At 64.8% G+C, this 17,522-nt stretch carries 18 protein-coding genes and 1 tRNA gene; 7 read left to right on the top strand and 12 right to left on the bottom strand.

Annotated features, from left to right (window positions below):
* Together I2488_RS09325 and ftsE are read right to left on the bottom strand one after the other, a co-directional pair.
* Nucleotides 1–936: a cell division protein FtsX gene (locus tag I2488_RS09325; RefSeq protein WP_196275526.1), complete on the bottom strand. Its 936-nt coding sequence runs from the start codon at nt 934–936 to the stop codon at nt 1–3.
* Complete coding sequence (gene ftsE, locus I2488_RS09330; protein ID WP_196275527.1) at nt 933–1,682, bottom strand: cell division ATP-binding protein FtsE; 750 nt, start codon at nt 1,680–1,682, stop codon at nt 933–935. The genes I2488_RS09325 and ftsE overlap by 4 nt, the downstream gene beginning before the upstream one ends.
* 147 nt (nt 1,683–1,829) lie before the next feature.
* On the opposite strand from ftsE, the gene I2488_RS09335 reads away from it, so the two are divergent.
* Nucleotides 1,830–2,627 carry an MJ0042-type zinc finger domain-containing protein gene (locus I2488_RS09335; protein WP_196275528.1) on the top strand — a complete coding sequence of 266 codons (798 nt, stop codon included), beginning with the start codon at nt 1,830–1,832 and terminating at the stop codon, nt 2,625–2,627.
* 131 nt (nt 2,628–2,758) lie between these two features.
* Nucleotides 2,759–2,845, top strand: a tRNA-Leu gene (locus I2488_RS09340).
* On the opposite strand, the gene I2488_RS09345 is transcribed toward I2488_RS09340, so the two are convergent.
* The 3 genes from I2488_RS09345 to I2488_RS09355 form a co-directional block, all read right to left on the bottom strand.
* On the bottom strand, nt 2,846–4,180 hold the full coding sequence (locus I2488_RS09345; RefSeq protein ID WP_196275529.1) for a hypothetical protein: 1,335 nt from the start codon (nt 4,178–4,180) through the stop codon (nt 2,846–2,848).
* Between the two features lie 342 nt (nt 4,181–4,522).
* A complete protein-coding gene (locus I2488_RS09350; protein WP_196275530.1) occupies nt 4,523–5,440 on the bottom strand; it encodes an SDR family NAD(P)-dependent oxidoreductase in 918 nt (305 codons plus the stop codon).
* Between the two features lie 78 nt (nt 5,441–5,518).
* Complete coding sequence (locus tag I2488_RS09355) at nt 5,519–6,139, bottom strand: TetR/AcrR family transcriptional regulator (protein WP_196275531.1); 621 nt, start codon at nt 6,137–6,139, stop codon at nt 5,519–5,521.
* A gap of 65 nt (nt 6,140–6,204) precedes the next feature.
* Between I2488_RS09355 and I2488_RS09360 the strand changes: the two genes are divergently transcribed.
* Complete coding sequence (locus I2488_RS09360; protein ID WP_196275532.1) at nt 6,205–7,227, top strand: Rieske 2Fe-2S domain-containing protein; 1,023 nt, start codon at nt 6,205–6,207, stop codon at nt 7,225–7,227.
* Nucleotides 7,228–7,249: 22 nt separating this feature from the next.
* On the opposite strand, the gene I2488_RS09365 is transcribed toward I2488_RS09360, so the two are convergent.
* Genes I2488_RS09365 through I2488_RS09380 form a run of 4 tightly spaced genes read right to left on the bottom strand, consistent with a single transcriptional unit; the run spans nt 7,250 to nt 10,300 of the window.
* Entirely contained in the window at nt 7,250–7,675 is a 426-nt protein-coding gene (locus I2488_RS09365) for a nuclear transport factor 2 family protein (RefSeq protein WP_196275533.1), read from the bottom strand.
* The gene (locus I2488_RS09370) at nt 7,675–8,064 is read right to left on the bottom strand and encodes a C-glycoside deglycosidase beta subunit domain-containing protein (RefSeq protein ID WP_196275534.1); all 390 of its coding nucleotides are present in this window, start codon (nt 8,062–8,064) and stop codon (nt 7,675–7,677) included. Before I2488_RS09370 ends, I2488_RS09365 begins: the two co-directional genes overlap by 1 nt.
* Complete coding sequence (locus I2488_RS09375) at nt 8,064–9,077, bottom strand: sugar phosphate isomerase/epimerase family protein (protein ID WP_196275535.1); 1,014 nt, start codon at nt 9,075–9,077, stop codon at nt 8,064–8,066. The genes I2488_RS09370 and I2488_RS09375 overlap by 1 nt, the downstream gene beginning before the upstream one ends.
* Nucleotides 9,078–9,097: 20 nt before the next feature.
* Nucleotides 9,098–10,300: an MFS transporter gene (locus tag I2488_RS09380; protein ID WP_196275536.1), complete on the bottom strand. Its 1,203-nt coding sequence runs from the start codon at nt 10,298–10,300 to the stop codon at nt 9,098–9,100.
* A 242-nt stretch (nt 10,301–10,542) separates the two neighbouring features.
* Between I2488_RS09380 and I2488_RS09385 the strand changes: the two genes are divergently transcribed.
* The 4 genes from I2488_RS09385 to I2488_RS09400 are packed head-to-tail and all read left to right on the top strand — an operon-like array spanning nt 10,543 to nt 14,531.
* Entirely contained in the window at nt 10,543–11,658 is a 1,116-nt protein-coding gene (locus I2488_RS09385) for an FAD-dependent oxidoreductase (protein WP_196275537.1), read from the top strand.
* 21 nt (nt 11,659–11,679) lie between these two features.
* Nucleotides 11,680–12,594 carry a VOC family protein gene (locus tag I2488_RS09390; protein WP_196275538.1) on the top strand — a complete coding sequence of 305 codons (915 nt, stop codon included), beginning with the start codon at nt 11,680–11,682 and terminating at the stop codon, nt 12,592–12,594.
* Nucleotides 12,595–12,597: 3 nt separating this feature from the next.
* Nucleotides 12,598–13,755 carry an alpha/beta hydrolase family protein gene (locus tag I2488_RS09395; RefSeq protein WP_196275539.1) on the top strand — a complete coding sequence of 386 codons (1,158 nt, stop codon included), beginning with the start codon at nt 12,598–12,600 and terminating at the stop codon, nt 13,753–13,755.
* Entirely contained in the window at nt 13,752–14,531 is a 780-nt protein-coding gene (locus tag I2488_RS09400) for a cyclase family protein (RefSeq protein ID WP_196275540.1), read from the top strand. Before I2488_RS09395 ends, I2488_RS09400 begins: the two co-directional genes overlap by 4 nt.
* A 55-nt stretch (nt 14,532–14,586) precedes the next feature.
* Here the strand turns inward: I2488_RS09400 and bioD are convergent, their stop codons facing one another.
* From bioD to bioB, 3 genes are read right to left on the bottom strand one after another with little or no spacing between them, the layout of a single operon-like run.
* A complete protein-coding gene (gene bioD, locus I2488_RS09405; protein WP_196275541.1) occupies nt 14,587–15,207 on the bottom strand; it encodes a dethiobiotin synthase in 621 nt (206 codons plus the stop codon).
* Nucleotides 15,204–16,352 (bottom strand): 8-amino-7-oxononanoate synthase, encoded by a 1,149-nt coding sequence (locus I2488_RS09410; protein WP_196275542.1) that lies wholly within the window; start codon nt 16,350–16,352, stop codon nt 15,204–15,206. Before I2488_RS09410 ends, bioD begins: the two co-directional genes overlap by 4 nt.
* Nucleotides 16,352–17,419: a biotin synthase BioB gene (bioB, locus tag I2488_RS09415; protein WP_196275543.1), complete on the bottom strand. Its 1,068-nt coding sequence runs from the start codon at nt 17,417–17,419 to the stop codon at nt 16,352–16,354. The genes I2488_RS09410 and bioB overlap by 1 nt, the downstream gene beginning before the upstream one ends.
* Nucleotides 17,420–17,522: the final 103 nt, after the last annotated feature.

Below are 17,522 nucleotides of genomic sequence, written 5' to 3' on the forward strand. Positions count from 1 at the left end.
TCACAGCATCCGCCGCAAGGCGCTGAGCACGGTGAACCGCGCAGTGAGGACGGCGAGCAGGACTCCGCCCAGCGGGATGCAGCAGATCGCGATCCAGTCGCTCCAGCCGAGACCCCCTGCCGCCATCATGCCCGAGCCGAGCGCGGCGAACTGGCGTCCGAGCAGGCCGGTGACGATGACGCCGAGCAGCAGCCCGCCGATGCCGCCCGCGGCTGCGTCCACCGCCATCGAGCGCTGGAAGATGCGGGCAATCTGCGTGTCGGTGCCGCCGAGCATGTGGACGATCTCTATCGTGCTGCGGTGGTTGCCAAGGGCATTGCGGGACGCGAGCAGCACGGTGGCGACGGTGGCAAAGGCCAGCAGTGCGATCAACCCGCCCGCCAGCCATTGCAGGGCATGGACGGCTTCGAATACCGGGGCGAGCCAGCTGGCCTGGGCATCGATGCGGGCAGCGGGGGCCTTGCGGCGCACGGCATCGCCCAGCGCCTTGACCCGCGCGGCATCGGCATTGCCGGAGAGCCGCACATCGATCAGCGCCGGCACCGGCAGGGCGTTGACATCATCGCCCGCACTGGTGCCGAGCCAGGGTTCGACGAGCGCGTCGAGCTCCTTCTGCGGGACGAGGCGGACTTCGGCAACGCCGGGTGCAGCTTTGAGGATTGCCAGCGCAGCCTGCGCCTGCCGGTCCCGTTCGCGCGGGGCGCCGTGGACGATCTGAACGGTGACGCCGCCCGCCACGTCGGCGCGGGCGGCGCGCGCGGTGTTGCGCAAGGCAAGGCCGCTGGCCGTGGCGACGACGGTCAGGCCGATCATGATCGCGATGACCCACGGCATCGGCCCGGACAGCTTGCCTTGGGGTAGCAGGCGGCTTTCGGCGCTGGTCCGCTCGCGCCAGTCGGCGCGCAGGGCATTGGCAAGGGCGGGAAGGATGCTCATGCGCCGAGGACGTCCGGTTTCGGCGGAACGGCAGCGCGGCGCGGCGGATAGCGCAGCGCGCCGGTAGGATCGGACAGGCGGCCCTTGTCGAGCCGCATGATCATCGACTCCGGAACCTTCTGGATCAGGTGGACGTCGTGCGTGGCCACGACCACGGTGGTGCCGAGCCGGTTCAGCGCTTCGAACAGGCGCAGCAGCTTGACCGCCATTTCGGGATCGACGTTGCCGGTCGGCTCGTCGGCCACGAGCATGTCGGGGCGGCCGATCACCGCGCGGGCGATGGCGACGCGCTGCTGCTCCCCGCCCGAGAGCGTGGCCGGACGGGCGTTGCTGCGATCGCCGAGGCCGACCCATTCGAGCATGTCCGAAACCGGCTTGATGATGTCCCGCTCGGGCACGCCAGCCACGCGCAGGGGCAGCGCCACGTTGTCGAAGGCGGAGAGGTGCGGGACGAGGCGGAAGTCCTGGAACACGACGCCGAGGCGGCGGCGGAAGCCGGGCAGGCGTTCACGCGGCAGGGTGATCGCATCGGTGCCGAACATGCGGATCAGCCCGCGCGAGGGCCGCTGGGCGAGGTAAAGCAGCTTGAGCATGCTCGTCTTGCCGGCGCCCGAAGCCCCGGTGAGGAAGTAGAAGCGCCCGGAATAGAGGGTGAAGCTGACATCGGTCAGCACTTCCTTGCCCGTGCCATAGCGCAGGCCGACGTTGTCGAAATGGACAATCTCCGCGTCGTCTGGCTGGCTCATGAGGTGGAGACTGTACCCGTTTGTTCTGCGCCGTCGTTACGCCTGAAGGGCTATACGCGGCAATCCATGTGGAAAAAAGGCCGTGGACGCGTTTCTTGGGGGTCGCGCCTATTGTTTCCCGAGGCGTGGCCATGCTTAACCCGATGAATGATCATTGCGTGCCCAGCCTGCTCGACGCGCTATGTCGTTCCCGACACCGCGATCGGCGTGGACGGCAGGACCGTGCGTTGTGCGCGGTGCCGCCATTCGTGGTTCCAGAACGGGCCGGAACTGCCCCCGCGCGAGGAAACGCCCGTCGAGGCCGCGCCCGAGCCGGTTGCGCCTCCTCCCGCACCGGCGCCAGCTCCAACCCCTGCCCCGCAGGCAGAGCCTGAGCCGGTTGCCGCAGAACCGGAACGGAGCGAGGCCGAGCCGCCGACTCCGCCACCCCTGCCCCATCAGGCGCGGCGCAGCTTCGCGCCGGTCGAGGATCCGGTCGACAATTCGCCCTTCGATCATCAGCCGCCGTTCCGTCCGCGCCGCAATCCGGCGAAGATGTGGACGATTGCCGCTGTCGCCTTCGCGGTTTCGGTCGCAGCGCTGGGCGGTGCCGCATGGTACTTCGGCGTGCCGCAGTGGATCCCGGGCGTGAACCAGACCTTCGGCGAAGGGCCGGCAGATCTCGTGCGCTCGTTCCCGCCGGAAAAGCAGGACCGCCGCCAGTTGCCCAATGGCACCAAGTACTGGGGCCTGAGCGGGACGGTGACCAATACCGGCAAGGCCGTGCGCGCTCTGCCGGAAATCCTGATCGTGATGCGCGATTCGCAGGACAAGGTGGTCAAGACCTGGTCGGTGCCGCCGCAGCAGGCCGAACTGGCACCGGGCGAAAGCGTGACGATCAACGCCGCCGTCACCGACGTTCCGGAATCGGCAAAGACCGCCGAAATCGGCTGGAAGCCCGACTGATCCGCACGCTTTGCGCCGCAAGCGCGAAAAATTGCGCGAAGCTTGTTGCGCGCCTCACACTCCTTTGCTAGGGGCGCGCTCCTACCCCACCACGGGGCGCCGATCACAGGTCGGGCACCCCGTATGATTTTGCGGTCGTGGCGGAATTGGTAGACGCGCAACGTTGAGGTCGTTGTGGGCGAAAGCCCGTGGAAGTTCGAGTCTTCTCGACCGCACCATCACTCCCGGACAGTGTGATCCTCGCCTTCGGGCGCCACCTTGTTCGTTGCGGGACCGCTACATTGCGGCGAACCGCACTCCTCATTGCGACCGCGGTAGACCCAGTCCTTTCCATCGACCGAAATCGTGGCAAAGATTCTCACCCACAGTGCCCGCATGCGGTGCACGTGCAGATCGTCGAGCATTACCATTGCGCCGTGCTGGATTTCAGCCTTGCCGAAGGTGGAGGCAGGATTGGCGTCACCCGCTCCTGATGCGCCGAAGATGATCCGGCCTACTGCCGCGACAAAGCTATCCGGAGCATCATCGCCAAGGACTGCCCGTTCCAGATCGAGCGACGTGCGTATATTGAGGGCGCGCAAGCGTTCGTAGGTCTTGATGCCTGTCGAAACACACAACTGCGCCTGCAGGATCCAGTCGAAGCACTGATAAAGCGAGTAGGGCGTTTCCACAAAGAGCAGCAACGGGTTCGCCACTGCCAGATTCTGGACGTCATAGAGGCCCGATTGATTGAGCCGGTTACGAATCTCCGTATCGATCCCGTCGAGCGCCTCGAGCGGAGTGACCTTCGCGTTTTTCAGTACCTCTTCGTCAGCCGTCTTGATCACGTGGACCTTGAGCAGGCGGAACAGGCTGGTGATCCCGAGATCCGGCGCATATCCACCCGCAAAGGCCAATACGAGCACAGTCGCCCCCGGCGTCAATCCCGCACTCCAGTCCATCCCGAAGTTCTGCCCGCCGATGACAAAGACTTGCGAGGCAAACACGCCGGATACCAGGCCGAAGCCCATGTGGGCCGCATTCTGGAGGAAGGTCAGCTGGGTCAGCTCGTAGTTCTGGACAGCCCGCAACAGGGTGCGGGCCGTCATCAGGTATGATCCGAGAAACGCAGCCCCGAACGAGGCTGCGCTACTTGTCAGAATCGCATCCTGACCTTGCCCCATCGTCCAGTAAATATTCTTGAGCACCAGAAAATTGCGGACCCCGGGCGTAGTCGAGACAAGATCCTGAATCGGCGTGAACAGGATCATGAAACCCAGAGCGCACAGTACCATGTATGGGACGGCGGCGCCGATCAATGCCCACGTCCCGACAGGTTTGGGCAGATCCTTTCCGGTTTGCTGTTCAGCCGCCGTCTGCATTTCGTACTTCGCACGTGCGTAGTCAAATGCGGCTACAGCCCTGTCTTGGCTTTTGAAAAATATCAGACCCAACTCGTCTATGACGCGTTGACGATTGGTGCGGACGCGACTTCTGACAAAAAGAAGTGCGAATGTGAACAACATGCTGCACCCGCCGGACAGCAATGGAAAAACGAAAAACTCTACGGTCATCTTTGCCTCCCCACAGGCAAATCCGATTACATCGCAAACGGAAGACTCCGGATAGAACCGGAAATCGCCGCTCCAACTGTCGAATATTAAATCTTTCCCGAATATTTTTTCAAAAGAATTCTTCAGACGACCTTGAATTCTTTGCGACTACACCACATGACGAAGCCGCTCTCTGCGTATCTCTATGACGGAAAAAGATAAATTTACAAAGGGACGACTTTGGACCAGACCGGAACCGGGCGGCTCCGGCGGCGTTACGCACACAGGATGAGACGCATGACCCTTGGCGGGGCGCTGGTCGGAAGGCTGGGGCCCCGCTTTTCTGTGTCTGCTGTTCGGGGGTCAGGTGAGGTCCGAAAGCGCGATCTGCTGGCCTTCTGCGGCCGCCTTGTTGGCGGCGCGGCGCAGGCGTTCGATGTGGAGGCGGCCTTCGGGGATGTTTTCCTTGGGGAGCGCGTCGAGCGAGGTGCGGTAGATCTCCTCGAAGTCTTCGGCGAATTCTCCGTGGGTGAGGATCAGCCCGCGGTTCTCGATCATGCCCTGCAGCGTCTTCTGGCCAACTTCGAGCGGGTCCATGCCGAGTTCGAAGGCGGTGCCGAACTGTTCGAGTTCAGCAGCGTCGGCGGGCGCGAAGCCGGAATCGGCAAAGCCTTCGGGCCGCTTGAGCGCGCTGGTCCAGGCGTTGGTCCGCGTCAGGCCGGGGCACATCAGCGAGACGCCGATGCCATGCGGGGCGAGGTTGTAGCGCAAGCTTTCGGTGAGGCCGCGCACGGCGAACTTGCTGGCGGTGTAGATGCCCGCCTGCGGGCCTGACAGGTAGGCGGCCATCGAGGCGACGTTGACCACGTGCCCGCCCTCGCCATGGGCCTTCATGCCCGGCAGGAACGAGACCAGACCATTGACCACGCCGCCGAAATTGACGCCCATGATCCAGTCGTAATCGGCGTAGCTTGCCTCGTCGGTCGGCCCGAACACGCTGACGCCGGCGTTGTTGACGAGGACATGGACCTTGCCGACCTCGGCAGCGACTGCGGCGAAGCGGGCGCGGTCGGTAACGTCGAGCCGGACGAAGCGGGCCGGTGGCAGGTTATTGTCGGCCAGCCAGCGGGCGGCGTCCTCGCGGTCCTGCTCCTTGCGGTAGGTCAGGATGAGATCCATCCCCGCAAGCGCGAAAGCGCGGGCGATGCCGAAGCCGATGCCGTTGACACCCCCGGTAATGAAGGCGGTCTTTCCCTGAAAATCGCGTGTCTTGCCAGTCATGTGTCGTTCCTCTTCCGTTTGTGAGGCTAACAATTGGGAGGAACGTGGGCAAGCGTGCGGAGTGAAACCGTGGGCGGTTCAGGCAGGCTTGCCCAAGCCGTGGAGGAAGATGCGGACGCAGGTGCAGGCATGGTCGGCAAGCGTCACTTCATCGAAGCTGGCCTCGACGCGGTAGAGCTTGCGGCTGACCATGCCGGCAAGGGTAAGGTCGAAGAAGGCCAGCGCATCGCGCTCCGGGTCCGCGCAGGCAAGCAATCCGCGCGCGGTCCATGCGGCTAATTGCGCGCCGAGCAGATCGTTGAGCGGGGTGACGGCGTGCTGACGGTAGGTTTCGCCTACCTCTGGAAAGAGATGCCCCTCGGCGATGGCCATGCGGCCGACGAAGATGCTTTCGTCGGTGAGGATCCATCGCAAGGCGCGCTCGGCGAAGCGCTCCAGCCACGCGCGCGGATCGGCATCGCTGACATCGGCCATGTCGACCGCATCGCGCCAGCGCTCGGCAATGCGGGCGACAACGGCTTCGAACAGGGCGCGCTTGGTCTCGAAGTGGCGGAACATGGTCGGCTTGGAGCCGCCGAAGCGTTCGAGGATGCGGTTGGTACTGGCCCCGGCAAAGCCCTCGGCCATGAACTCGGCCTGCGCGGCATCGAGAATGCGAGCGCGCACGACTTCCGGGTTGCGGCTGACGGGGCTTCTCATCGCGCCGATCCGTGATATAACGAAACCAACTGGTTTATTTGATTCGACATCCGGGGAGAATGGCTGTGAGCGCGTTCATTCGCAATGGCTGGTACATGGCCTGCTGGTCGCACGAGGTGCCTGAGGGCGGATTTCTTGCCCGGCGGCTGCTCGACAGGCCGTGGGTGATCTGGCGCAAGGCGGACGGCGAAATGGTGATAATGGCGGACCGCTGCCCACACCGCTTCGTGCCGCTGAGCCGGGGCACGCGCGATGGCGACATGATGCGCTGCGGGTATCACGGCCTTGCCTTCGACGGGGCGGGCAACTGCGCCCACAACCCGTTCAGCGGCCAGCCGCTCGACATCGCAAAGGTCGAAGTGCTGCCGGTGGTGGAGAAGCATACCGGCGTGTGGTTCTGGCCGGGCGATGCCGACCTGGCCGATCCGGCGCTGATTCCCGACTACAGCTTCCTCGACCACGACAAGCCGCTGCATCGCGGCACGATCAGGATGGAGGCGAGTTATGAACTCGTTACCGACAATCTGATGGACCTGAGCCACGCCGAATTCATTCACCGCGACAGCTTCGGCGTCAACGGGTCGCTGCTGACCTGCGGACAGCACGAAGTGGTGCAGGAGGAGAACGGCGCGATCTGGAACAACTGGACGATGCCCGATTCCGACCCGCCGGTCTGGGCAGTGCCGATGCTGCCGGAAGGCGCGAAGACCGACCAGTGGCTGCACATGCGCTGGAACGCGCCGTCGAACCTCGCACTGTTCATCGGGCTGGCGCGATCGGGCACGGACCGCAAGGACATGGTGGTGCCGCCGATGGGCGATCCGCATATCCTGACGCCGGAGACGGCAACCTCGACGCACTACTTCTACACGCACGAGCCCACTCCCGAGGCCCACGCGCTGCTCGAGAAGGCGTTCCTCGAGGAAGATCACCCGATGCTGCACGCACAGCAGGAAGCGATGGGGGATGGCGATTTCTGGGAGCTGCGCCCGGTCATCCTGCCGTCGGACGCCGGGGCAATCCGGGTGCGGCGGCGGATGATGCAGTTGCGGCGGGCCGAAGCCGGGGAGCCGGTGGCCGCCGAGTAGGGCGACTGCGTCCGGGGCGCGCTCAGAACATCGGGTGCGCGTTGGCCGACTTTTCCGGGATCGGCTGGATCACGTCCCAATGCTCGACGATCTTGCCGTCCTTGAGACGGTAGAAGTCGGCCACGGCCGCCCCGCGCGCGGCGGGGTCGGGCTTGGCGAAGATGTGGATCGCGGCAAGATCGCCATCGACGATGATCTTGCGCACCTCGAAGCTGTGCTTCGGGTCGGAGAACATCGGCTGAAGCAGCGTGATCGCCGCATCGCGCCCGTCCGGCACGCCGGGGTTGTGCTGTACGTAGTCGGGCGCGACGTAAGTCTCGAACGCCTGTTTCACATCGCGCTCGACATAGAACAGGCGCGCGAAATCTTCGATGATGCGGCGATTGTCGGGCGCTGCAGGACCGTTGCCGAGCAGCACGAGCGCGAGCAGGGCAACGGCCTTGCGCATCAGGCGACTTTCACCGTCTTCTCGTCGTTGTTGAACGCCGGGAACGGCAGGTAGGACACGCGCAGGCGCTGCTGGAAGGCAAGCTTGTGCTCGCCTGCCGGGAAGCCTCCGGCCAGGGCGACCGTGATGGTCGCCACCGCGCCGAACAGCCAGCGGCGGTCATAGGCGGTTTCCATCTCGTCGAGGGTCAGCGAACCGTTGCCATCGTCGAAACGGATGGCTTCGCGGGGCAGCGCCTCGCCGTCGATGCTGACGACCAAGTCCTCGACCATCGAAAGCCCGATGCCGCGATAGTAGCCAAGCTTGGTCTCGAAGGAGAAGCCGGTCGGCGCGTCGGCCGGGCCGGTGTTGCGCAGCGTTGCCGCGTCAATGATATACTTGTCGAACATCAGGCGGCTCCCTTCGCGGCGTGGCGGGCCTCGGCCTGGGCAATCAGGCGCTCGAACATGACGTGCTGGCGGCGGACCTGCTCGCGGCTGTCGACTTCCTGCACGTCCTGGACCCAGCGGTTGCCTTCGTATTCGCTCGACAGCGTACCTTCCCAGCCGCAGCCGACAAGGACATCGATCACTTCGTCGTAGGCGATCGAGGGATCGGTGCAGTCCTCGTTCATTTCATAGAACTTGGCCTGGATGTGGTGGAAGTAGGGCGCGTAGTCAGCCAGGCGCTTCGGATTGGCATAGGGTGCATGGCGCAGGGTTTCGGCCATGGCGACCTCGGCCTTGTTGCCCTGCAGCTTCACCGCCACTTCGTAGATCGTGTACTCGGCCATGATCTTCTGTTCATGCTGGTCGACGATGAACTGCGTGATCTCGGGCCGGGCACCCTGCCGTTCGAAGCGGGCGCGGAAGGCGGGCGGGTAGTGCTTCATGAAGATGCCCATGTCGGGCAGGATGCCGAGGTGCTTGGTGCCGAGGCGGTCGGCCTCCTCGAGCGTGCGCAGGATCCAGGCATGTTCTAGATGCCACGGAGCGTGAACCTCGACGCCCATGTGCACGTCCAGTTCTTCGGCATAGGGCACGCAGCGACCGAGGATGTCCGGGCGCACGAAGACCAGCACGCGCATGTTGCGGATGCCGAGGCGGTTGCACAGCTTCAGGTCCCGCACGATGCTTTCGACCTGCTCGTCGTCCGACATCAGGCGATCCTTGCGGAGCTTGGTGTCGAGGAACATGTCGTAAGCGGTGAAGTGGCAACCGTGGCGCGCGACCATGGCCTTCCATGCCTCGACATCGGCATCCGAAAGGTTCGGGAAGGTCGGCATGTTCTGCTCGGGCAGGACTTCGATGCCGGTGGCTCCGATGGAGGCGGCGAAGGACACGCAGTCCTCCACGCTCATCTGGCCGAGGAACATCTCTTCCTGGAAGGAATAAAGGCTTACGCCCCGTTTGATCTTGGACATGGGATCCTGCTTCTGGAGGTTCAGGCTGCGACAGCTTGCGGTTGACGGGGGGCGACGATGAACCACGTGACCACGGCGATCACGATGCCCAGCGCGCCGGCAATCAGGAATGCGCCCTGCATCGTGCCGCTCGATGCGCGAGCAAGGCTGACCAGCAGCGGCGAGACGAACTGGCCGAGGAAGAAGGTCGAGGTCCACACGCCCATGCCACGGCCGCGGTGCTCGAACGGCAGGTAGCCCTGCGCCCAGGCGATGAGGGTCGGCACGGCCATGCCGGCGCCGGTCTGCTGCAGGGCCATGCCCGCGACCATGCCCTTCCAGTCGCTGGCCGAGCCGATGACGGCAAGGCCCGAACCGAGCAGCAGCAGGAAGATCGTCAGCTGCGTGCGGGCGCCAAGACGGCCTGTGGCCCAGAAGATCAGGGCGCCGACGATCACGAACATGCTGGGAATGGTGGTCAGGCGGCCGATTTCCTTCGGATCGGAGACGCCCAGTTCCTGCCAGACGATGCCCCCGTTGATGATGAAGACATAGTAGAGCGCGCCGCCGAACAGGGTGACGAGACCGAACAGGGCAACGCCCGCCCACGGGAACGGCGTGCTCGCCTCGGCACCGATGCCGAGCATCTTGCGCGCGGTATCATCGTTGTCCGGCTCATAGATGAAGGCGAGCATGGCGATGAAGCAGACGAAGCCGACCGCGTAGATTGCGAAAACCGCGTTCCAGCTCATCGAAGCGAGATAGCCCGAGGTGAAGATCACCGCGCTGCCGAAGAAGGGCCCGACGATGCCCTGGATCGAAAGCCAGCGGTACCGCCCCTTCTCGTCCCAGTAGTCACCGATCAGGGTGTTCACGGTGGTGAGGATCGCAGCTTCGGCAACGCCTAGCAGCAGGCGCGACGCATAGATGTGATCGAGGTTGTCGAGGAACATCGGGGCCATGCCGACAAAGCCATAGAGGCCAGTCGACCACAGCAGCAGGCGACGGCGGCCGAACTTGTCGACCATCAGGCCCGCGAACAGCGCGAGGATCGCGACGGTCAGGCCCGGGGCCGAGACCATCGCGGGCACCTTGGTCGGCGCCGATGGATCGGCAGCGAAATGCGCGATCATCCGCGGGACTGCCGGGAACATCGAGACGATCGCGATGATCGGCAGGAAGCCGGTAAGGACGATGGTGAGGCCTTGGGGAATTCCCGGCTGGCGCGCTGCTGGACTGGTCATCGAATCTCCCGTGCGGCATTATCGCATGCCGCATTCTAGAACCGTTATTCTCAAACGGTATCCGCTGCAGTCCGGGGAAGTCAAGCTAATGGGCTGGATATGATTTGATAGATTTCAGGCATGCATGGGCATAAAAATTACTTGCTTGGTGTATTGTTGGTCGCATTCTAAATCGACGACTGATCCTGATTACCAAAACGAGAGAGGCCGGTGATGCGGGGACGCAGAGCTGGAACAACGCAATGAAGAATCTTGAAATCCTGATTATCGGGGCCGGGATCGGCGGGCTTTCGGCCGCCATTGCCTTGGCGCGCAAGGGCCACTCCGTCACCGCGATCGAGCGCGATCCAAACTGGTCGGTCTATGGCGTCGGCATCATCCAGCAGTCGAACGTGATCCGGGCCATGGACCAGCTCGGCTTGCTTGACAGCTTCATGGACGCGGCCTGCGGTTTCGATGCGGTGGAAATCTTCCTGCCCGATGGCACCAAGGTTGCCCGCGTCCCCTCGCCCCGTCTCGTCGAAGGCCGTCCGGCCAATGTCGGCATCGGCCGCCGCGCGCTGCAGAAGGTTCTGGGCGACAGTGCCAAGGAACTGGGGACCAACCTGCGCCTCGGCCTGACCGCCGAGAAGATCGAGGACGATGGCGCGAAAGTCCACGTCACGTTCTCCGACGGATCGACCGGCAGCTATGATGCGGTGATCGGCGCGGACGGCGTCTACTCGCAGACCCGGTCCATGGTCCTGCCGGAAGCCGAAAAGCCGGTGTTCACCGGGCAGGCGGTGTGGCGCTACAACTTCCCGCGCACCGAAGGTCTTGACGCGCTGCAGGTCTACAACGGGCCGACTGGCGTTGGCCTCGTGCCGATGAGCGCGGACGTGATGTACATGTATGTCACCACGCCCGAGCCCGGCAATCCGCGCTACCCGACCGAGGGCATTGCCGCCGCGATGCGCGCCAAGCTCGCCAATTGCTCGCCCGCCATCCGCAAACTGGGCGAACAGATCACCGATGACGAAGGCGTGGTCTATCGCCCGCTCGAAGGCATGCTGGTGCGCGGGGACTGGAGCAAGGGCCGCGTCGGCCTGCTGGGCGATGCCGTCCACGCCACCACGCCGCACTTGGGCCAGGGCGCCGGGATGGCAATCGAGGATGCCATCGTCATCGCCGAGGAGCTGGAGCGCCACGACGACGTCGAAGCCGCCCTCAAGGCCTATCGCGACCGCCGCTTCGAGCGCTGCCGCTACATCGTCGAGAGCAGCCTGGCCATCTGCCACGGCCAGCTCGGCGTGGGGCCGGCAGTCGACAATCACAAGGCGACTGCCGAAATGTTCGCAGTCGTCGCGCAACCTATCTGACCATTACCCGAGGAAGATCCCATGAGCCGCGTTACCGAAATCCGCTATGTCGGATATGGCGTGAAGGAATTCGACGCCGAGAAGACCTATTACGCCGACGTCTGGGGCCTCGAGCCCGTGGGCGAGGACGAGAACCACGCGTGGTTCAAGGCGCAGGGGCATGACGAACACCACGTGGTGCAGCTGCGCCGCGCCGGCGAGAACCGTGTCGACGTGATCGCACTTGCCGCCGACAGCCGCGCCGACGTTGACGCGCTGCGCGCCAAGGTTGCCGAGGCCGGTTGCCAGATCGCCAGCGAACCTGCCGACCTGACCTCGCCCGGCGGCGGCTACGGCTTCCGTTTCTTCTCGCCCGACGGCCTGCTGTTCGAAGTTTCGAGCGACGTGGCCCGTGGCGCCAAGCGCGAACTCGACCGCTGGGAAGGCGTTCCGGTCAAGATCAGCCACATCGTGCTGCATTCGCCCAACCACCAGGAAGCGGTGAAGTTCTTCACCGACGTGCTCGGCTTCAAGGTTTCCGACTGGCTGGGCGATTTCATGTGCTTCCTGCGCTGCAATTCGGCGCACCACCGCATCGCCATCCTGCCGGGACCGGCCTGCCTCAACCACGTCGCCTACGACATGCTTTCGGTGGACGACATGATGCGCGGTGCGCACCGCCTCAAGGTCAAGGGCGTGGACATCGGCTGGGGTCCGGGCCGCCACACCGCAGGCAACAACACCTTCAGCTATTTCGTGACGCCCGGCGGCTTCGTCACCGAGTACACCTCGGAACTCGAAGAGGTCGATTTCGACGCGCACCAGTACAAGGTCCACGTGCCCGCTCCGATGGTCATGGACCAGTGGGGCATCGGCGTCGGCGGGCCGCAGACCCTGCCGCATCCGCACGTCAATCCGGGCCTGTTCAAGACCCCCGAACTCGTCGGCGAGGCCTGATCGATGGCGCTTTACGAACCGTTCCCGAACTACATCTGGAACCTCTCCGTCTCGATCGCGATGGAGAGCGGCGGGCAGATCGGCGAGATCGTCGACATGTGCCAGCCGATCATCGACGCCGCGGCCAATGGCGGCGATGCCGGCACGCCGATGTTCATGAAGCAGTGGGCCGCCTATGGCGACAAGCTGATCGAGCTTGCCGCCGAGGACGAGGCCAAGGGCCGCGCCTTCTCCGCCTCGAACAAGCTGGAGCGCGCCTCGCTCTACCTGCTGGTGGCGGAGCGCATGCAGGGCCACGGCGCGCCGGGCCGCAAGGAGACTTACGCGAAGGCACTCGACGCCTTTGAACGGTCGGCCAAGCTTGGCAAGATCAACCGCGAACGCGTGGAAATCCCGCTGGCAACCGGCACGATGCCCGCGCTCTACACCCGCGCCGAAGGGCCGGGGCCGCATCCGGTGGTTGTCTATTGCAACGGCCTCGATAGCTGCAAGGAGCTGCTCTACTGGAGCCGCCTGCCTGAAGCGCTGGCCCGTCGCGGCGTTTCAACCTTGTGCGTCGATCAGCCGGGTTCGGGGGAGGCGCTGCGCCTGCAGGGCCTGCCTGTCGATCCTCATTCGGAGAACTGGGCGAGCAAGGCGGTGGACTGGCTTGAGCAACAGGCAGACGTCGATCCCAAGCGCATCGGCATGACCGGCATTTCGCTTGGCGGCCACTTCGCCCCGCGTGCCGTCGCCTACGAGCCGCGCTTTGCCAGCGGCGCGGTGTGGGGTGCCAACCACAACTGGCGCGAGGTGCAGGACAAGCGCATGAAGCGCGAGGGCGAGAACCCGGTGCCGCACTACTGGGCGCACGTGATGTGGGCCTTCGGCGCCGAGACGATGGAGGAGTTCCTCGAGAAGTCGACCGACATGAACCTCAACGGGCACATGGGATCGATCAAGGTGCCGTTCCTCGTCACCCACGGCGCGCAGGATCGCCAGATCAGCGTGTCCTATGCCGACGACCTCTATGACCAGTTGATCAATTCACCCCGCCGCGAGAAGGTGATCTTCACCGCCCGCGAAGGCGGCGTCGAACACGTTGGCGCAGACAACATGGCCTATGGCCGTGACCTGATCGCCGACTGGTTCGCCGAAACGCTCGGGGGACACACCGCATGACACGCCGTTTCGTCGATCTTTCGATCTTTCTCGAGAACGACGTGATCACCGATCCGCCGTTCCTGCGTCCGAAGATCGAATACCAGAAGCATGGCGAGACGATGGGCGAGCTGGGCTTCTTCTTCCCCGGCGTGAAGGCGGAGGACACGCCCGATGCGGCTGGCTTCGCTGCGGTCGAGAACGTGACACTGACCACGCACAACGGCACGCACCTCGATGCGCCGTGGCACTTCCACCCGACGATGAACGGTGGCGAGCCTTCGATGACGATCGACGAAGTGCCGCTGGAGTGGTGCTTCCAGCCGGGCGTGAAGCTCGACTTCCGCCACTTTCCCGATGGCTACGTCGTCACCGCGCAGGACGTCGAGGACGAACTCAAGCGTATCGGGCATGAGCTGAAGCCGCTGGAGATTGTCATGGTCAACACCGCCGCCGGCAAGGCGGTGGGCGATCCGAACTATGTCAGCATCGGCTGCGGCATGGGCTACGAGGCGACGATGTACCTCACCTCGCGCGGCATCCGCGTGACCGGGACCGACGCCTGGAGCTGGGACGCGCCGTTCGTCCACACGGCCGAGAAGGTCAAGGAAACCGGCGATACCTCGCTGATCTGGGAAGGCCACAAGGCCGGGCGCGACATCGGCTATTGCCACCTCGAAAAGCTGCACAACCTTGAAGTGCTGCCGCCCGACGGCTTCATGGTCAGCTGCTTCCCGCACAAGATCCGGGGCGCTTCGGCGGGCTGGACCCGCGCCGTGGCGATCTTCGAGGATTGACCGATCTTCGCCCTCATCACTGCTGCTTGGACGGGGGAGTGGTGAGGGCGGAACCCTAGTTGAAGTCCTCGATCCGGAAGCCTTGCGCGAAGGCAATCGCGAGGCTCTGCGCGTCCAGCCGGTCCAGCATCGGCAGTCGCCCGAGCCGCCTGACCTCGCCCATCGCGCAGATCGTGGCTTCGCTGTCCTCGTTGGCATCGCCGACAAAAGCCACGCCGTGGATCGGCACGCCGCGCGAACGCAGCGCCTCGAACGTCAGCAGCGAATGGTTGATCGTGCCGAGCGCAGTGCGCGCCACCACGACGACCGGCAGGTTCCACCACGCAAAGACATCGGCATAGGTGGTGTTGCGGGTGACCGGGACAAGCGCCCCGCCCGCCCCTTCGACCACCAGTGGCCGCACTTCCGGCAAGGTCAGCCTGGCAAGGTCGATCACCACGCCATCAAGTTCTGCCGCCCGATGTGGCGAGCACGGCGTGTTCAGGCGATAGGCTTCGGACAGGACATTGGTGGCAGGAACACCGGCCAGCCGCGCGACGTGATCGCGGTCCGCGCCATCGTCCAGCCCCGCCTGCACCGGCTTCCAGTAATGTGCGCCCAGTGCGCCGGTCAGCGCAGCCGAGAAGACTGTCTTGCCGATGCCGGTATCCGTGCCGGTGACTACGAAGGCACTCATTTCAGCGCCTCTGCCAATGCAAGGCCGAGCGCATCGACATCCTCGGTCGTGGCGTTGAGAGTCAACGAGATGCGCAAGCGGCTCGTGCCTTGGGGGACGGTCGGCGGGCGGATGCCGCGCACGTCGAAGCCCTTGGCCTGGAGCGCCGAGGCGACCGCCATGGTCCGCGCATCTTCGTGCAGGATCAGCGGCAGGATCTGCGATCCCGATGGCAGCGCGCCCTGCGGTGCCAGCACGCGCTCGGCATGCGCGACAAGGCTGCGCAAGGCCTGGCGGCGCTGTGGCTCGTCGGCGATAATGCGGATCGCTTCGCGAACCGCCGCGCAGACCAGCGGTGATGGCGCGGTGGAGAAGATGAAGGGGCGCCCTCGGTTGACGAGGAAATCGCGCACGACCTTGGGGCCGAGCACGAGCGCGCCTTCGCAGCCCAGCGCCTTGCCGCAGGTGCGCAGGACGATCGTGTCCGCCCGGCCATCGAGAGGCGCCGCGATCCCGCGTCCGTCGGGTCCGAAAACGCCGGTCGCGTGGGCCTCGTCGATAAGCATGATCGCATCATGCCGTTCGGCGACCTGCGCCATCGCGGCAACGTCGGCCATGTCGCCGTCCATCGAATAGAGCGTCTCGAAGGCAAGCCAGATGCGGCCAGTGTTGCCCTTGGCGCGCCATTCGCACGCGGCATCGTCGAAGGTTTGCGGATCGTTGTGCGCGGCGCTGACCGCCGTGGCGCGGGTCAGGCGCAGGCCTTCGTGCATCGAGGCGTGGACGAGTTCGTCAAATACGATCAGGTCACCGCGCTGCGGCAGGGTGGAGAGCAGCGCGACGTTGGCGGCATAGCCAGCCGAGAAGAACAGCGCGGATTCGCTGCCGAAGAAACGCGCCGCTTCCTCTTCCAGCAGTTCATGCTCGGGATCGTTGCCGCGCAGCAGGCGGGATCCGCCCGAGCCGAGCGGTACACCGCGCGCGATGGCCTCTTGCACCGCCGCCGCGAGCCGGGACGAGGAGGACATGGCAAGGTAGTCGTTCGAAGCGAAGTCGATCCCGCGCCGGGGAGCAAGGCTGCGCAGGCGTGCCTTTTCGCCAAGGGCTGCAAGATCGGCGGTGTGCGCCGACCACAGCGATCCGGTGCGGGTCACGCTGCCAGCCATCAGGCCGCGCAGCCTCCCGAGCAGCCTCCGACCGCCTTCATCGCTCTCATGGGTTCTTCGCCCTCCATCGGCTTGAGACCGAGGCGGGCGAACATCGCAGCATCGGCATCGTCGCCGGCATTGGCAGCAGTGAGCAGCTTGTCGCCGGTGAAGATCGAGTTGGCGCCCGCCATGAAGCACAGCGCCTGCGTTGCTTCAGACATCGATTCGCGGCCCGCCGAGAGGCGCACCATCGACAGCGGCATGGTGATGCGGGCGACCGCGACGGTGCGGACGAATTCGATATCGTCGATCTTGGCCAGCGGGGTATCGGCCAGCATGTCGCCGAGCACTGTGCCCTTGATCGGCACGAGGGCGTTCACCGGCACGCTTTCCGGATGCTGTTCGAGCGTGGCGAGCGCGTGGACGAAGCCGACGCGATCGGCCCGCGTTTCGCCCATGCCGACGATGCCGCCCGAGCAGACGTTGATCCCGGCATTGCGCACGTTGTCGAGCGTCTGGAGACGGTCGGCGAACGTGCGGGTGGTGATGACTTCCTCGTAGCGTTCGGGCGAAGTGTCGATGTTGTGGTTGTAGTAATCAAGGCCCGCTTCGGCGAGCTGCGCGGCCTGGCCTGGCGTCAGCATGCCCAGCGTCATGCAGGTTTCCATGCCCATCTCGCGTACGCCCTTGATCATGGCGATGATCGCCGGCATGTCGCGCTCCTTGGGGTTGCGCCACGCGGCACCCATGCAGAAGCGCTTCGAGCCGTTGTCCTTGGCCTGCGCGGCGCTTTGCAGCACCTTCTGCACTTCCATCAGCTTCGTCGCCTCGACGCCGCTGTCGGCCTTGACCGACTGCGAGCAGTAGCCGCAGTCCTCGGGGCAACCGCCGGTCTTGATCGAAAGCAGGGTGCACAGCTGCACTTCACCGGCGCGGTGGTGGGCGCGATGGACCTCAGCCGCGCGGAACACCAGTTCGGTGAACGGCAGGTCGAACAGCGCGGCGATTTCCTCGCGCGTCCAGTCGGTCCGGACGGCGCTGGCAGGAGCAGTCGTTTCGCGCTGGCGGAGCAGGGTGTCTTGCACGGCGGGAGTCCTTCGGAATCTTCTGGGCTGGGCGGCCCTTAGCGCAAATCACAGCAACATGCTCAAGTGAATTAGCAAAGCTGCAAACCCGCATTTTGCATTT

The organism is Novosphingobium jiangmenense (assembly GCF_015694345.1).
Taxonomy (GTDB): Bacteria; Pseudomonadota; Alphaproteobacteria; order Sphingomonadales; family Sphingomonadaceae; genus Novosphingobium; species Novosphingobium jiangmenense.

Coding starts and splice junctions, on each gene's coding strand:
- I2488_RS09410 (WP_196275542.1), bottom strand. CDS start 16,352: ATGGCTGGCAGCGTGACCCGCACCGGATCGCTGTGGTCGGCGCACACC.
- I2488_RS09400 (WP_196275540.1), top strand. CDS start 13,752: ATGACACGCCGTTTCGTCGATCTTTCGATCTTTCTCGAGAACGACGTG.
- bioD (WP_196275541.1), bottom strand. CDS start 15,207: ATGAGTGCCTTCGTAGTCACCGGCACGGATACCGGCATCGGCAAGACA.
- I2488_RS09355 (WP_196275531.1), bottom strand. CDS start 6,139: ATGAGAAGCCCCGTCAGCCGCAACCCGGAAGTCGTGCGCGCTCGCATT.
- I2488_RS09385 (WP_196275537.1), top strand. CDS start 10,543: ATGAAGAATCTTGAAATCCTGATTATCGGGGCCGGGATCGGCGGGCTT.
- I2488_RS09375 (WP_196275535.1), bottom strand. CDS start 9,077: ATGTCCAAGATCAAACGGGGCGTAAGCCTTTATTCCTTCCAGGAAGAG.
- I2488_RS09390 (WP_196275538.1), top strand. CDS start 11,680: ATGAGCCGCGTTACCGAAATCCGCTATGTCGGATATGGCGTGAAGGAA.
- I2488_RS09370 (WP_196275534.1), bottom strand. CDS start 8,064: ATGTTCGACAAGTATATCATTGACGCGGCAACGCTGCGCAACACCGGC.
- I2488_RS09350 (WP_196275530.1), bottom strand. CDS start 5,440: ATGACTGGCAAGACACGCGATTTTCAGGGAAAGACCGCCTTCATTACC.
- I2488_RS09380 (WP_196275536.1), bottom strand. CDS start 10,300: ATGACCAGTCCAGCAGCGCGCCAGCCGGGAATTCCCCAAGGCCTCACC.
- I2488_RS09345 (WP_196275529.1), bottom strand. CDS start 4,180: ATGACCGTAGAGTTTTTCGTTTTTCCATTGCTGTCCGGCGGGTGCAGC.
- ftsE (WP_196275527.1), bottom strand. CDS start 1,682: ATGAGCCAGCCAGACGACGCGGAGATTGTCCATTTCGACAACGTCGGC.
- I2488_RS09325 (WP_196275526.1), bottom strand. CDS start 936: ATGAGCATCCTTCCCGCCCTTGCCAATGCCCTGCGCGCCGACTGGCGC.
- I2488_RS09365 (WP_196275533.1), bottom strand. CDS start 7,675: ATGCGCAAGGCCGTTGCCCTGCTCGCGCTCGTGCTGCTCGGCAACGGT.
- I2488_RS09335 (WP_196275528.1), top strand. CDS start 1,830: ATGATCATTGCGTGCCCAGCCTGCTCGACGCGCTATGTCGTTCCCGAC.
- I2488_RS09395 (WP_196275539.1), top strand. CDS start 12,598: ATGGCGCTTTACGAACCGTTCCCGAACTACATCTGGAACCTCTCCGTC.